At 40.8% G+C, this 15,388-nt stretch carries 17 protein-coding genes; 3 read left to right on the forward strand and 14 right to left on the reverse strand.

The genetic code is table 11. From position 1 onward, the window contains the following. Positions 1–24: 24 nt before the first annotated feature. Positions 25–906: a TIGR03899 family protein gene (locus tag P20311_RS17955; RefSeq protein WP_008115509.1), complete on the reverse strand. Its 882-nt coding sequence runs from the start codon at positions 904–906 to the stop codon at positions 25–27. Beyond that, entirely contained in the window at positions 875–1,423 is a 549-nt protein-coding gene (locus P20311_RS17960) for an SRPBCC family protein (protein WP_008115510.1), read from the reverse strand. The genes P20311_RS17955 and P20311_RS17960 overlap by 32 nt, the downstream gene beginning before the upstream one ends. A 300-nt stretch (positions 1,424–1,723) precedes the next feature. Between P20311_RS17960 and P20311_RS17965 the strand changes: the two genes are divergently transcribed. Continuing rightward, positions 1,724–3,907, forward strand: a complete 2,184-nt coding sequence (locus P20311_RS17965) for a YgiQ family radical SAM protein (protein WP_008115511.1) — start codon at positions 1,724–1,726, stop codon at positions 3,905–3,907. Positions 3,908–3,994: 87 nt separating this feature from the next. On the opposite strand, the gene mgtE is transcribed toward P20311_RS17965, so the two are convergent. The 12 genes from mgtE to P20311_RS18025 all read right to left on the reverse strand — a co-directional run bounded on the left by mgtE (position 3,995) and on the right by P20311_RS18025 (position 13,514). Beyond that, positions 3,995–5,353: a magnesium transporter gene (gene mgtE / locus P20311_RS17970; protein WP_008115512.1), complete on the reverse strand. Its 1,359-nt coding sequence runs from the start codon at positions 5,351–5,353 to the stop codon at positions 3,995–3,997. A 106-nt stretch (positions 5,354–5,459) separates the two neighbouring features. Next, positions 5,460–5,732, reverse strand: coding sequence for an HPr family phosphocarrier protein (locus P20311_RS17975; protein ID WP_008115514.1), 273 nt, complete (start codon positions 5,730–5,732; stop codon positions 5,460–5,462). Between the two features lie 17 nt (positions 5,733–5,749). Beyond that, positions 5,750–6,592 carry an RNase adapter RapZ gene (gene rapZ / locus P20311_RS17980; protein WP_008115516.1) on the reverse strand — a complete coding sequence of 281 codons (843 nt, stop codon included), beginning with the start codon at positions 6,590–6,592 and terminating at the stop codon, positions 5,750–5,752. A gap of 19 nt (positions 6,593–6,611) precedes the next feature. After that, positions 6,612–7,064: a PTS IIA-like nitrogen regulatory protein PtsN gene (ptsN, locus tag P20311_RS17985; protein ID WP_036985320.1), complete on the reverse strand. Its 453-nt coding sequence runs from the start codon at positions 7,062–7,064 to the stop codon at positions 6,612–6,614. A 4-nt stretch (positions 7,065–7,068) separates the two neighbouring features. Further along, complete coding sequence (hpf, locus tag P20311_RS17990; RefSeq protein WP_008115519.1) at positions 7,069–7,356, reverse strand: ribosome hibernation promoting factor; 288 nt, start codon at positions 7,354–7,356, stop codon at positions 7,069–7,071. Positions 7,357–7,382: 26 nt separating this feature from the next. Further along, positions 7,383–8,882 (reverse strand): RNA polymerase factor sigma-54, encoded by a 1,500-nt coding sequence (locus P20311_RS17995; RefSeq protein ID WP_008115521.1) that lies wholly within the window; start codon positions 8,880–8,882, stop codon positions 7,383–7,385. Positions 8,883–9,216: 334 nt separating this feature from the next. Continuing rightward, positions 9,217–9,942 (reverse strand): LPS export ABC transporter ATP-binding protein, encoded by a 726-nt coding sequence (gene lptB, locus P20311_RS18000; protein WP_008115523.1) that lies wholly within the window; start codon positions 9,940–9,942, stop codon positions 9,217–9,219. Then, on the reverse strand, positions 9,939–10,478 hold the full coding sequence (lptA, locus tag P20311_RS18005) for a lipopolysaccharide transport periplasmic protein LptA (protein WP_008115524.1): 540 nt from the start codon (positions 10,476–10,478) through the stop codon (positions 9,939–9,941). The genes lptB and lptA overlap by 4 nt, the downstream gene beginning before the upstream one ends. Next, on the reverse strand, positions 10,468–11,022 hold the full coding sequence (gene lptC, locus P20311_RS18010) for an LPS export ABC transporter periplasmic protein LptC (protein ID WP_008115526.1): 555 nt from the start codon (positions 11,020–11,022) through the stop codon (positions 10,468–10,470). The genes lptA and lptC overlap by 11 nt, the downstream gene beginning before the upstream one ends. After that, the gene (kdsC, locus tag P20311_RS18015; protein WP_008115528.1) at positions 11,019–11,570 is read right to left on the reverse strand and encodes a 3-deoxy-manno-octulosonate-8-phosphatase KdsC; all 552 of its coding nucleotides are present in this window, start codon (positions 11,568–11,570) and stop codon (positions 11,019–11,021) included. Before kdsC ends, lptC begins: the two co-directional genes overlap by 4 nt. Then, complete coding sequence (locus P20311_RS18020) at positions 11,571–12,542, reverse strand: KpsF/GutQ family sugar-phosphate isomerase (protein WP_008115530.1); 972 nt, start codon at positions 12,540–12,542, stop codon at positions 11,571–11,573. 3 nt (positions 12,543–12,545) lie between these two features. Beyond that, a complete protein-coding gene (locus P20311_RS18025) occupies positions 12,546–13,514 on the reverse strand; it encodes a calcium/sodium antiporter (protein ID WP_036932956.1) in 969 nt (322 codons plus the stop codon). A 265-nt stretch (positions 13,515–13,779) separates the two neighbouring features. On the opposite strand from P20311_RS18025, the gene P20311_RS18030 reads away from it, so the two are divergent. After that, entirely contained in the window at positions 13,780–14,595 is an 816-nt protein-coding gene (locus P20311_RS18030; RefSeq protein ID WP_076918908.1) for an ATP-binding cassette domain-containing protein, read from the forward strand. Then, on the forward strand, positions 14,595–15,374 hold the full coding sequence (gene mlaE / locus P20311_RS18035) for a lipid asymmetry maintenance ABC transporter permease subunit MlaE (RefSeq protein ID WP_008115536.1): 780 nt from the start codon (positions 14,595–14,597) through the stop codon (positions 15,372–15,374). Before P20311_RS18030 ends, mlaE begins: the two co-directional genes overlap by 1 nt. Positions 15,375–15,388: the final 14 nt, after the last annotated feature.

The following is a 15,388-nucleotide window of genomic DNA, read 5'->3' on the forward strand; positions in this document are numbered from 1 at the left end:
GCCACCTTGTGTGGCTTTTTTTAGTTATTTTGAAGCGTGCCATACTAATTCAAACTCCCCCTCAAATGCTGCACCAATTAACTGTTTGTACACTTTATTAATTGGGTAATTCATCAGTCTAAACAGTTCATCACCGGTTTGGGTAAACTTATAATAACTCAATACTAAATCGTTACTTTTTGCTTTTAAAGTTAGTTTTTGAGTCAAAAAGGAGAGGGTAATTTCTTGTCCTGCTTTTAATGCAGCTGATTCAATCTCTTTACGGTATAACAAATTTAAATCCATTAAGGTTAATACATCAGGAAAGCTCACACCGCTTTTACCTATGCTTAATGACACTTTATTACCCTTACCTAATAAATCAAATAACGAGGGTTTTTTGTAATAGCCTAAAAATATTAGGTGACTACTGTCTTTTTCGTTATACCCTGAAATAGACACACACTTTCTTAATGAATCAGCTTCGCGCTGGGTCATGTGTTTGAGAGTTTGTAAGCTTTTTATAGAAAAGGTACCTGGGCTAATGGTTTCGCCAGTAAAAATTTTTGCCCATAATGTTTGCATAGATTGGTTTGAGGTATCTTCACATAAGGCAATAAAGTGCTCCACCCAATCGGCGTCAGGTTGTTTAGCGCAGGCTACATCAGGACAAAACTCCATTGCTAAGGCTAAAATAGTCTCGATATTTTGTTGTTGTTTTATTAGCAGTAGATCTTGTCTTTTTTGTGCTCGAGCTAACACTGAATGCTCGCTATTAATACGATAAAGAGACTTTGCTTTACCCTGCGTATTATAGGTTTTTTCATCAGCTGCAGGTGTATTACTCACTTTTGTGACTGAGTAACCTAACAGTGACTCAATAATATTGGCAAGTTTAATTCTGGCTTGTGCGGTTTTGACTGTCATGACTTTCCATTATTGCTTGTGCATCACTGAGCTGGGCTACCGTCTTTAGGTTATTTAGCCCAAGAGTGACTATATTGCTTAATATATTTTCAGCAAATATAGCAACATAGCCAGAAATGAGTGGCACCGTTGCTTGCCCTTCAATATGCCACGTGACGGTTTTTGTATGCGGGCTAAATAGTAATCGGCTAGTAATAATATGTTCTTGATTAAATAACACACTAAATACAACTTCATTGGCGCTCAATGATGATATTGTCATTGAGCCATTGCCCCACTTACCTTGCCAAGACTGATAGGCGCCTGCCCCAGAACTTGGTTCACCAATACTAAATTCAATGTTGGGATCTATTTGCTGCCACGGCGACCATTTGTACCACTGCGTAAAATCTTCCACTAATGACTTTATAACAGGAGGGCGGGCATTTATTTTAATGCTTTTTTGCACGTGATAGTTTTGTGGTAAAAGTAACCCAACAACAACAAACGCCAACAGTAAGATGGCTGAAAACTGCATTAATTGTTTAAGTAGTTTAATAGGTATGCCTCATTGGTTTTAATATTACAGCGTCTATGAATTGTTAATAATCACAGCTTATTTAATAGTTTAGCTTAGAGCTGCGGATTTTTGTTTATTTTATCTGCTTAAAACAATTCTAAAAGCAGACATTAGCAGTAATTAGTTTAGATGATATTTTTGTTTTAGTATTGCTATAAAAGTAGGCGGTTTTTAATCACCACCTTACATTTTGAGCTATATCAACGTGGATGTCGATAGGGTATAATTCGCGCCTTTTGTTATTGAACGGCCAATTTTATGAGCACATTAAAAGCTGATCGCGCCTTATTCTCATACCCTAAGTATTGGGCTGAGTGTTATGGCACAGCCCCATTTTTACCAACAACACGCGAAGAAATGGACGCGCTTGGCTGGGATAGCTGCGATATTATTATTATTAGCGGTGATGCTTATGTAGACCATCCTAGTTTTGGGATGGCCGTAATTGGCCGTGTGCTTGAAGCGCAAGGATTTAGAGTGGGCATTATTGCTCAGCCTGATTGGAACTCTAAAGATGCGTTTATGGCATTGGGTAAGCCTAACTTATTTTTTGGTATTACAGCCGGTAACATGGATTCGATGATCAATCGTTACACCGCTGAAAAACGTATGCGCCACGATGATGCTTATACACCGGGAAATGTAGGTGGTAAACGCCCTGACCGTGCCGTGATCATATACTCACAACGTTGTCGTGAAGCCTATAAAGATGTGCCACTGGTGTTAGGGGGCATTGAAGCCAGCTTGCGTCGTATTGCTCATTACGATTATTGGCAAGAGAAAGTACGCCGTAGTGTATTGTTTGACGCTAAGGGTGACATTTTAATTTATGGTAATGCCGAACGTCCATTAGTTGAAGTGGCGCATCGTATCGCTGCAGGTGAAACCATGGATACCATACAAGATGTGAGAGGCACGGCGGTTATTCGTAAGGAGCCTTTACCCGGTTGGCGCGGCAGTGATTCAACCGCGATTGATAAAATTGGTAAAATAGATCCTATTCCTAATCCTTATGGGGCGGATGATGTGGGTTGTGCTAAATCAGAATTTAAGCAAGCGGGTATTGATTTAAAAGCCGAAGCTGCAAAACCAATTACCATTCAGCCTGCGCGTCCTAAGCCATGGGAAAAAACTTACGTTAAGTTACCCGCTTTTGAGCAGGTCAGTGTTAATAAACCATTGTATGCCCATGCATCGCGTATTTTGCACCAAGAAACTAACCCCGGTTGTGCAAGAGCGCTATTTCAGCGTCATGGCGATCGCTCTATTTGGGTGAATCCGCCAGCTTATCCACTTGAAACCCAAGAAATGGATGATGTGTTTGGTTTACCGTATCAGCGTATTCCGCACCCAAGTTATGGCGACGATAAAATTCCTGCTTACGATATGATTAAAACGTCGGTAAACATTATGCGTGGTTGTTTTGGCGGCTGTTCGTTCTGTTCTATTACTGAGCATGAAGGGCGAATAATACAAAGCCGCTCACAAGAATCAATTATTGAAGAGATTGAGCAAATTAGAGATAAAGTGCCGGGCTTTACTGGGGTTATTTCTGATTTAGGCGGACCGACCGCAAATATGTACAAACTGCGTTGTACCAGTAAAAAAGCAGAGAGTACCTGTCGCCGCTTGTCGTGTGTGTATCCTGATATTTGTAAGCATATGGATACTGACCATACCCCGACTATCGATTTATATAAAAAGGCGCGTGAGGTTAAAGGGATCAAAAAGATCTTAATTGCTTCGGGCGTACGTTATGACCTTGCTGTACGTGATCCTCGTTACGTTAAAGAGCTAGTAACTCATCATGTTGGTGGATATTTAAAAATAGCCCCAGAACACACAGAAGACGGCCCATTATCAAAAATGATGAAGCCGGGTATGGGCGCCTATGATGAATTTAAAGCGCTATTTGATAAGTACTCTAAAGAAGCAGGTAAAAAGCAGTATTTAATTCCATACTTTATTTCTGCTCACCCAGGGACTAAAGACGAAGACATGGTGAATATGGCTTTGTGGCTGAAATCGAATGACTTTAAGCTTGATCAGGTGCAAAACTTTTACCCATCACCGATGGCTAATGCGACCACCATTTATCATACTGAAATGAACTCGCTGCGTAATATTAAAAATAATACTGAGCAAGTTGCGGTACCAAAAGGCGCGCGCCAGCGTCGTTTGCATAAAGCGATTTTGCGTTACCATGATCCTGCCGGTTGGCCAATGATCCGTGAAGCCCTGCGTAATATGGGCAAAGCTAAACTCATTGGTAAAGGTCCAAATTGTTTAGTGCCAGAAGAAGGCAGAGATGAAAGGCAAACCAAAGGCGGTAAAGGCAATAAGGGCGGTCGTCCTGCGCTTACTCGTCATACTGGCTTTAGTCAGTTTAAAAAAGCCAACACTAAACCTAAGGTAGGCGGTAATCGCCAGCGCGCTAAGTAGCCTTAACTTATGTAAAGTAACTATCGGCTTAAACAAAAACACCGCGTATTGATGCGGTGTTTTTGTTTATAAACGTTTATAAAAAGATTAAATCAATAACCAAGTCGCAGTACCTAAGAAGGCAAATATACCAACAATATCAGTTACTGTGGTTAGTACCACACTGCCTGCCAGTGCTGGATCTATTTTCATTTTTTTAAGCAATAGTGGAATACTAGCACCCGCAATACCTGCTGCAACTAAATTCATAAACATAGCAAACGCTAAAACACCACCGAGTTTGAAATCCCATTGCCAAAGCGCAACGACACCGGCAATTAGGATAGACCAAACCATACCGTTAATCGCGCCGATAGCGAGTTCTTTTAATAATAAAAAACGTTGGTTAGTTTGGTTGATATGGCCCACCGCGATACCGCGAATAACCAAAGTTAAGGTTTGGCTGCCTGCAACCCCACCCATTGACGGGACAATGCCATTGAGCACAGCAAGAATTGGTAATATAGCTAAGGTGTTTTCGAAAAAGCTCGCCACAATTGCAGCCAGCAATGCAGTTAGTAAGTTTACACCTAGCCAAATTGAGCGCTTTTTAGAGCTTTTTAAGACCGGCGCAAAGGTATCTTCTTCATCATCAAGACCCGCTAAGCTTAATAAGCTATGCTCTGCATCTTCACGGATAACATCAACGATATCATCAATAGTAATACGACCAAGCAAATGCGCGTTGTCATCGACAACTGGTGCCGATATCCAGTTATGCCGTTCAAATAGTTGCGCTACTTCGCTTTCATCCATAGAAATAGGAATAGATTCACACTCTTCATCCATTAAATCCTGAACAATTTTTTCAGGGGGATTAGTTAATAAAGTGCTCAGCGATAAGGCGCCTAAAAAACAGTTATGTTTATCTACAACGTATAAGTCATCGGTGCCCTCTGGCAGTTCACCGCGTAAGCGAATATAACGTAGTACAACATCTAGAGTTACATCAGGGCGAATAGTTACGGTATCTATATTCATCAAGGCGCCAGCAGAGCGCTCTTGGTAAGATAGAGCTTGTGTTGCACGCTCTCTATCTTGAATATCCATAGCGCTAACAACGTCTTTATATACGGTGTCTGGTAGGCTACGTAGTACTTCCCCTAAATCATCATGGCCCATGTCTTCTGTTGCAGCAGCAATGTGCTCAGGTGCCATTTGCGCAATAATGCCCAAACGTACGTCTTCAGAGAGCTCTTCAAGTACATCACCCTGTACATCAGGATCAACCAGTTGCCAGAGCATACGACGAATTTTATGGGGAGATGATTCTAAAAGAAGTGCGGTATCACAAGGTGCCGTTTTTGCTAGCATGCGCCTAACTTGAACAAATTGACCACTATTTAGTGACTTAGTCACCTGTTTTAGTTGTTGTAGTGGAATATCTTGTTCTAAAGCTTCAGGCATTGGCGTCCTTAATTAAATTTTATTACACGATGATGGGGTATCGCTTTATCTTACTTTATATCAGTAAACTACCTCAACCACTATTAACCTTAGCTTATAAGCAGGATTACTCTTGCTCATTAAATCGTTGGTCAATGAGCTCACCAATTGCATTAAGTGCAGGCTCTGCGTCAGGGCCTTCACATACTACCTTAACTTCTTTGCCTTGACTGCTTTCGAGTAACATAAGTGCTAATACACTGTCGCCAGCGGCTTGTTTATCGTCTTGAAATAACGTGATTGAGGCATCAAATTGCACAGAAAGCTGTGCCAGCACCGTAGCTGCTCTGGCATGCAGGCCTAACTTGTTTTTTATTAAAAATGTGTTTTCTAACCGCATTACTATTCTCTTTGATGTTATTCTTGTTCTCTGTGACGAATTTTTACATTAGGATGACTCATTGCAAAACTTTCACCTATAGTTTGCGCTAAGTAAACAGAACGGTGTTGTCCACCAGTACAACCTATGGCTATGGTCAAATAGCTGCGGTTATTTCTTTCTAAATGCGGCAACCATGTTTGTACAAAGGTTTGAATTTGCCATGTAAATTTTTGTACTATGCTGTGGCTGGCTAGGTAGTCTTTTACCGGTTGATCTAGCCCTGTGAGTGGCTTAAGTTCAGGCTCCCAATGCGGGTTTGGTAAAAATCGGGCATCGAATACGTAATCTGCTTCTTTGGGTATACCGTGCTTAAAACCAAATGACTCAAAGGTAATGATCAGTTGTTTGTCTTTTTTACCGAGTATTTTTTCACGGATAGACTCAGCCAGCTGATGCACACTTAAATCAGTGGTATCAATCATATGATCAGCATGATTGATCAAAACATCCAGTAGTTGTTTTTCTTTTTTTATTGCTAAATCAAGCGGCAGTGAGTCAATCGAAAGAGGGTGAAGACGCCTAGTTTCCGAAAAGCGTTTAATTAATGTTTGATCGTCACTGTCTAAATAAAACACCGTTGGTTTAGTGAAACCAGGTAAATATTCAATGATTTCATTAAACTGTTGCTGCTCTTTAGGTAAGTTACGCACATCAACACTTACGGCAATTTTGTTGTAGCTGTCGGAAACACTACGAACAAGAGATGGTAATAAATTTAAAGGAATATTATCTACACAATAATAACCTAAATCCTCAACAACCCGTAACGCAACAGATTTACCAGAACCTGAGCGACCACTTATAATTATTAATTCCATTTATCACCCTTTATTGTTACTACGGTTGACTGACAATGACTTGGTACAGCTCATTGTCGGATTTTGCCGCCCGTAATTGCTTACAAAATTCTTTTTCGTTGAGCTTATCTGCAATGGTAGCTAAGGTCTTTAAATGCTGTTGATTGTCACCGTCTGGGACAATTAAGGCAACAAAAATGTCGACCGGTCGGTTATCTATCGCATCAAAATTAATAGCCGTTTCGCTCACCAGTATAAGTGCAAGAGGCTCTTGTGCACCACTCATACGACCATGTGGAATTGCAATTCCTCGGCCTATACCTGTACTCCCTAGCTTTTCTCTAGCGGTTAACGCGTTGAGAATATCTTGTTGGGTTAAATAGGGCAGTTTATTGTGAGCCAATTCACTGATAAATTCTAAAATTCTTTTTTTACTATTAAAAAGGACCGCAGCTTTACTGCAGTCCTGACAGATAAGTGAGCTTAGTTTCATAGTGTTAGTGTCGAGCAAGTTTCTCTTTGTGTTTAATTACTTGACGATCTAGCTTGTCAATCAGCGAGTCTATAGCGGCATACATATCTTGATGTTCAGTAGAGGCAAAAATTTCAGCGCCACTAACATGAACGGTTGCTTCAGCTTTTTGGTTTAGTTTTTCTACATCGAGAATAACATGCACATTCGTTATGTGATCAGTGTGCCTCTGCAGCTTTGCAAATTTACTATTTACGTAGTCTCTAAGCGAGTCAGTAATATCTACATGGCGACCAGTTAAGTTCAGTTGCATAAACATTTTCCTCTTTGTTGTACGCCTTAAATCAAACTTTTTCGTTGATTCGACGGGGGAATAGCTAGAGATTCGCGATATTTTGCAATAGTTCTCCTTGCTACTTTAATTCCTTGCTCTGCCAATATATCTGCAATTTTACTATCACTCAATGGTTTAGCTGAGTTTTCTGCTGCGATTAATTTTTTAATTAATGCGCGAATTGCTGTTGATGAACATTCGCCACCGTTTTCAGTGCTTACATGGCTTGAAAAGAAATATTTAAGCTCAAAAATACCCCGTGGTGTGTGCATGTATTTTTGCGTAGTAACACGTGAAATAGTCGATTCGTGCATTTCTACCATTTCTGCCACATCATTAAGCACCATAGGCTTCATTGCCTCAGGACCATGTTCAAAAAAGGCCTGTTGCTGTTGCACAATACAGTTAGTTACTTTAAGTAGCGTGTCGTTTCTACTTTCTAGACTTTTTATAAACCATTTTGCTTCTTGCAAGTGTGAGCGAATAAACTGGCTATCACCACTTGATTTAACAGTACGTGACATAGCCGCATATTGGCTGTTTACCCTAATTTTAGGCATGCTATCAGGGTTTAGTTCAACCACCCAACGCCCTTTAATTTTTTTAACCGACACATCAGGAATAACATACTCTGACTCTTCTCTGACAATAGTGTCCGCCGGTTTTGGGCTAAGGGTATGAATTAACGTCATGATCTCTTTAAGCTCATCTTCTTTGAGCTTAGTTTTTTTCATTAACGTGCGATAATCACGTGCAGCCAGCAAATCAATATGATCGGTTAAAATCATTTTTGTTTCGTTTAAAAAAGGCGTGTCTTTATCAAACTGATTAAGTTGAATACACAAGCACTCTTGTAAACTACGCGCGGCTATTCCTACCGGATCAAATAATTGAATACGCTTTAATACCGCTTCTATTTCATCAAGTTCAACTTCATCTTCGTCGTCGTTTTCTTGATTAAAGCTTTCTAAAATTTCTTCACAGCTAAGGGTTAAAATACCTGAGTCGTCCACGGCTTCTACTATTGCAATCGCAATGGCTTCATCTGTAGGACTAAATGGCGTCAGTTGCAATTGCCACATTAAATATTCATGCAGCGTTTCAGTTGAAGAGCCTTGATAAATTGATTCATCTTCAGGCATCGGTCCCGATGAAGAGGCAGGTGCTGCGCTCATGTATTCATCCCATGTAACATCCATTGCCATATCATCGCTAATGGTGTCTTTGCTCATGGCTTCGCCGCTGTCTTGCTCATACTCGCTAGGTTTTTCGTCAGCTGAAGTACTTAGCGTTGATTCATCGTTATCGGCTTTTTGTTCGTTTTTACCCGCAGCATCTTCGCTGTAATCTTGTTCTTCAACTTCAAGCAAGGGATTGCTATCGAGCGCTTCTTGAATTTCTTGCTGGAGATCCAATGTACTGAGCTGCAATAAGCGAATTGCTTGTTGCAACTGTGGAGTCATTGTAAGTTGCTGGCCCATGCGCAGCTGTAATGATTGCCTCATTTATCTCTAACAATCCTTTTAAATTACGGTCTGTTGACCTTTACGGATTAAAATTTGTTCAAACTAGGGGCGGTTTAATCGCGGCGCGAGGTTTGTAACCTAGTGGGCTAAGTCAAAACCGAGCAACAAAAAGTAAATCGTCCCTAGGCAGAACCCGAAGGGCAGCGCCTGTTTGGCATTGATGCTGCGTTATCGCCTATTTATGGGGAATACCACATCACATAGGCTCTGCCTTGCCTAAATACCAAACAGACTGCTGCAAATTCAACCTTGAAAGGTCAACAGACCTAAGTATAATTAATCTTAGCAGATGCTTAGTGGAATAACACAAATATTAGAGCTTGAACTGCTCGCCCAAATAAACATCGCGTACTGTTTTATCGTTTAATACGTAATCTGGAGTGCCTGATGCAATTAACTCCCCATGAGAAACTATGTAGGCTTTTTCACAAACATCAAGTGTTTCGCGTACGTTGTGATCTGTGATCAATACGCCAATCCCTCGATTTTTAAGATGCTCTATGATCTTTTTAATATCTAATACAGAGATAGGATCAACCCCTGCAAAGGGTTCGTCCAATAGTATAAATTTAGGATTTGCTGCTAATGCCCGGGCAATTTCAACACGGCGGCGTTCACCGCCTGACAGAGCCATACCTTGGCTGTCACGAATATGCTGAATGCTAAATTCATCAAGTAAATTATTTAAGGTATCTTCACGCTGTTGTTTATTAAGCTCTTTACGTGTTTCTAAAATAGCCATTAAGTTTTGGTAAACCGTCAGCTTTCTAAAAATCGATGATTCTTGTGGTAAGTAACCAATCCCTAAGCGAGCTCGGCTATGCATAGGTAATAAAGTGATATCTTGATCATCTATTGATATTTTACCTTTATCGCTCGGTACAAGGCCTACAATCATGTAAAAGGTCGTGGTTTTACCTGCGCCATTGGGGCCAAGTAAACCGACAATACTGCCAGCTTCGACTTCTAGGCCAACATTTTTCACCACTTCACGGCCTTTATAGCTTTTTGCTAATAGCTCTGCTTTTAATGTGCTCATGGTTGGCCTTTATCGTCTTCTTTTTTGTTTTCAACAGGCACCAAAATGGTGTGTACACGATCGGTTGAATTTTCATCTTTTTCTGCGCTAATCAACTGCTGCTCTATATCGTAGGTGATACTTTTAGCGGTAATTTTTTGACCTGCTTGAGCGATACTGGCATCACCGATTAAGGTTAAAAAACGTTGCGATACATCATAGCGAACTTCATTGGCACTGGCGCTCATGATGGTGCCATCAGCTTGTGTTTCTTCAAAGTAAGCAGGGCTACCTGTGGCAATTAAAAGTTGCTTATTCTCGCCTAAGTCATCACGTTTATGTACTTCTAAACGATCGGCGGTAATGCGGCGATTACCATGAATAATTTCAACATTTTTCTCAAAAATGCCCACGTTTTCTTTTAATTGACCTTCCTGTCTGTCAGCACTAATTGAAATTTGATTAGCCGCAGGGGCTTCAACGGTTTCCTCTGCATGGCTATGAAATGCAATCAGTAGTGAAGGAACAATTAAAATTTTAAATAGGTTATTGGTCATAATATAGGGTTCGCGTATGGTTAATAAGTTTAATCACTTCGGTTTTTAAATCGGCTTCAAGGCCTTTACCGATGATTTTTAAATTAGGTCCTGTAATAACGACTGGCTGCTGTGACTGCATAGTCAGTAGTTTTATATCTACATTGATGCTATCGGCTGTGATCGTATCGATCATGGCGTTATCGACTAAATTTAGCGCTTTCACATTACCCTCTAACACCAGTTGCCGATCGTCGTAGAGGGTGGCTTCATCAGCGTTAATACGCCATGTTTGCTGTTCGTTATATAACGTAAATATAGGTTTTTCAAAAAAGGTAAAACCGAGTTGTTGATATAACTCCATTTTTACCGCAGTCACTTTATGGCTTACTTTACCTTGATCATTATAAGCGGTTTGTTTTAGCTCAATCGCGGTATAATCGGGTTTAGCAATAACTTGAGTTTGTTCATCCGCAACAATATCTACTTGAGTAAAGTAAGGATACCAAAGCCAAACCATACAGCTTATGAATAAAACGCTCAGTATAATGCGCGCTACATTCATGAACTGGTTCCTTGGCTGGTAAGTGGCTTATTGTTTTCAAGCATTAGTAAGTCTGTTAGTTCTCTCACTGCGCCAAAGCCGCCAGGCAGCTGAGTAACATAATGCGATAAGCGTTTAATCAGCGGGTGGGCGTCGTTCACGGCTACTGCAAACCCGACTTTTTCCATTACCGGCATATCAGGGCCATCGTCGCCTATGTAGGCAATTTGCTCATCGCTAAGCGCTAATTTTTGTTTTAATTCTTGATAGGCGATGAGTTTGTCTTCTTGGCCTTGGTATATATGTTGTACGGTTAAGCTACTCATACGTTGTTGAACTATTTGTGAGTGACGACCTGTGATCACGGCAACTTCAAAACCACTATTAATAAGGGCTTTAATGCCAAATCCGTCTTTGGTATTAAATGCTTTGAGCTCTTCACCTTGGTTGCCAAGATAAATACGCCCATCAGAAAACACACCATCAATGTCGCAAATTAATAATTTTATTTTTTTGGCGCGCGCTTTTGCATCATCACTTAACGGTTGGTAAAGATCTTCAAACTGCATTTATAGCACTCCCGCTTTTAGTAAGTCTTGCATATTTAGTGCGCCAATGGGCTGATTATGCTCATTAATCACAATTAAACCATTAATACGTTTTTGTTCCATAATGTTCAGTGCTTCAGCCGCGAGCATGTCTTGTGTGGCTGTTGTGCATGATTTAGTCATCACAACATTAATTTCTGTGCTGTGTATATCAACACGTTGCTCTAAAATACGACGTAAATCACCATCGGTAAACAAACCAGATAATTGTTGGTTACCATCTATAATAGCGGTCATGCCAAGCCCTTTGGCTGACATTTCAATTAGGGCGTCTTTAATGGTTTGCGTTTCATTAATAATAGGCGTGTGAATACCGCTGTGCATTACATCTTTTAAGGTTAGCAGTAAGCGTTTGCCTAAACTGCCACCTGGATGCGACAGAGCAAAATCATCTGCGGTAAAGCCACGGGCTTCCAATAATGCGACTGCCATTGCATCACCCATAGCGAGTGTTGCCGTGGTACTTGCCGTTGGCGCTAGGCCTAATGAGCAGGCTTCTTGTTCAACTTTAATACACACATGCACATTTGCCAATGTTGCCATAGTTGACGTTTCGTTACCTGTCATAGCAATCATTTTAGCGCCAATGCGTTTTAATACCGGAATAATATTAAGCACTTCACTGGTTTCGCCAGAGTTAGAAATAAGCATAACTACATCACTGGCGGTGATCATACCTAAATCACCATGACTCGCTTCACCAGGGTGAACAAAAAATGCGGGGCTACCAGTACTCGCTAAAGTGGCTGCTATTTTATTACCGATATGGCCCGATTTACCCATGCCAATAACAATTATACGGCCTGAGCAGTCATACATTAATTGACACGCTTGGTTAAAGCTTTCATTAACGTATTGTGCGATATCGTTGAGTGCTTGGCGTTCTATATCAAGGACGCGTAAGCCTTGTTGAATAAAATTTAGCGTTGCCATGGATCACCCTACTTGACTAAAAATATAACCTTGGTAAATCATAAATGCGACGATGAGCAAGCCACCTTCTAGTCTATTGATACGTCTTTGACCTCTAAAGTTCAATGACATAGCAATAAGTGCCAAGGTTGCACCTATCATAATGATAACATCACGGTTAGCTACTGATGCGTCAATAACTGATGGGTTAATTAATCCTGCCAGCGGTAACACCGCGAGAATATTAAAAATATTTGAGCCAACAATGTTACCCAGTGCTAGGTCATCTTCATTTTTAAGAACACCCGCAATAGAGGCTGCAAGTTCAGGTAAGCTGGTACCTATGGCTATTATGGTTAAACCAATTACTAAGTCACTTAGGCCAAAGTATTTAGCAATATCGACGGCTGAGCCAACTAAAAAGTGTGAACTAACCGGCAGTAAAATCATACCCACTACCAGCCAAAAAACGGCTTTTTTGGTTGGTACGTTGTCAGGTACTTCATCACAGGCTTCGCTAACAAAGGGGTCGTCTTGGTTTTTTGCTCGCAGTGAGACAAAAATAAGCCCACCAATAAAAACAACAAAACCAAACAGTAAGGCTGCGCCTTCAAAAAACGAAAAGTAGTTATCTGAAAAAATATACCAAGTGGCGATAGACACCAGTAATACCAATGGAATTTCACGCCTTAGTGTACTTGAAGAAACTGAAAGTGGTCTTAAAAGCGCTGTAATACCTAATACTAATAGTATGTTAGTTATATTTGAACCTACCGCATTACCAACCGCCGTATCGGTTTTATTAGCCAAAGCAGCTGAAGCGGATACCATCATTTCAGGCGCCGATGAGCCCATAGCTACCACGGTTAAACCTACTATTAATGTTGGTACGCCAAAGTTTTTAGCCAGTGCAGCTGCACCATAAACAAACCTGTCTGCACTCCATACGAGAGCTGCAAAACCGAGAATTAAAATGACAAACGAGGTAACCATTGTGATAAGCCAGCTAGTGTAAATTCAGATAGCGCGAATAGTAACAAAAGCCACCATAAAAGTATAAGTAAAAGAGTAAGCTGTAATACATTAGACGGTTATTAAAATAATTTTTTACTAAGTTGATTTGGTTGTTTAAGCGTCGGTTAAGTCAATTTATCGCAGTCTTATAACTGTTTTGGCGGCGCTATTACAAAATCTTACGAATTGTTTTTTCCATCTTGACCAAAAAACCCTTAAAATAGAAATATGAGAGAATATTGTTATGGAGAGCGACTTGTCGCAATCAATAGTAGAAGTAAAGGATGTTACCTTTTCTAGAGGCGATAGGGTCATATATAAAAATATGAGCTTTGATGTCCCAGAGGGTAAAATTACTGCCATTATGGGGCCAAGCGGAATTGGCAAAACCACGATGCTGCGCTTAATTGGTGGCCAGCTCAAACCTGACTCCGGTGATATTTTATTTAAAAAAGACAGCATAGTCGCCATGTCGCGTAAAGAACTCTACGCGGCACGTAAACGCATGAGCATGTTATTTCAAAGCGGTGCTTTATTTACCGATATGTCGGTGTTTGACAATATCGCATTTCCTATCCGCGAGCACACACAACTCAGTGAAGACTTAATCCGTCTAGTGGTTTTAATGAAACTTCAAGCCGTTGGCTTACGTGGTGCTAAAGATTTAATGCCTTCAGAGTTATCTGGTGGTATGGCACGTCGTGCAGCTTTGGCTCGCTCTATAGCGCTTGATCCTGAACTTATTATGTATGATGAGCCTTTTGCAGGACAAGATCCCATTTCAATGGGAGTGTTGGTTAAGCTGATTAAGTCATTAAATGAAGTGCTTGGTTTATCTTCTTTGATCGTTACACATGATGTGAATGAAGTAATGAGCATTGCCGACCATGTTATTATTATTGCCGAGCAAGGTGTGATTGGAAGCGGCACGCCAGATGAAATGCGTCAGCATGAATCACCACTGGTGCAACAATTTTTAAAAGGGTTATCAGATGGGCCTGTACCATTTCATTATCCAGCACAAACCTATGCAGATGAACTGTTAGGAGAGCCGCAGTAATGTTGGATTTACTACAAAAAATAGGCCATAAAACACTGGGTCGTTTTGCTGCACTTGGGCGTTCAACGCAAATGCTAGCAAGTGCACTATGGCATTTACCCAATTTTAAAAAAGGTACGCCTCTACTGGTGCGCCAACTCTACATGGTTGGTTCACAATCGCTGTTGATTATTGTGGTGTCGGGCTTATTTATCGGCATGGTTTTAGCTCTGCAAGGTTATACCGTTTTAGTTGATTATGGTGCAGAAGACAGCCTTGGACCTCTAGTGGCGCTTAGCTTGTTACGTGAGCTGGGGCCTGTGGTTACTGCATTATTATTTGCAGGCAGGGCAGGCAGTGCGTTAACGGCTGAAATCGGTTTAATGAAAGCCACCGAGCAGTTATCGTCGCTAGAGATGATGGCTATCGACCCGCTTAGACGTATTATTGCGCCGCGATTTTGGGCTGGCTTAATTAGTATGCCGTTACTGGCGTTAATTTTTTCAGCGGTCGCTATTATTGGTGCTCACTTGGTGGGTGTTGATTGGCTAGGCGTTGATACCGGAAGCTTTTGGTCAATAATGCAAGCTCAGGTGTCGTTTGAAAAAGATATACTAAACGGTTTAATTAAAAGTATCGTATTTGCGATTGTTGTGACTTGGATTGCGCTTTATAAAGGGTATGACTGTATTCCTACATCAGAAGGGATCAGCAAGGCAACAACAGAAACAGTGGTGCACTCATCACTGGCGGTATTAGGTTTTGACTTTATTTTGACAGCGGTAATGTTTACTAGCTAATAGGGTATTAAATA

The organism is Pseudoalteromonas sp. BSi20311 (assembly GCF_000239875.1).
Lineage (GTDB): Bacteria > Pseudomonadota > Gammaproteobacteria > Enterobacterales > Alteromonadaceae > Pseudoalteromonas.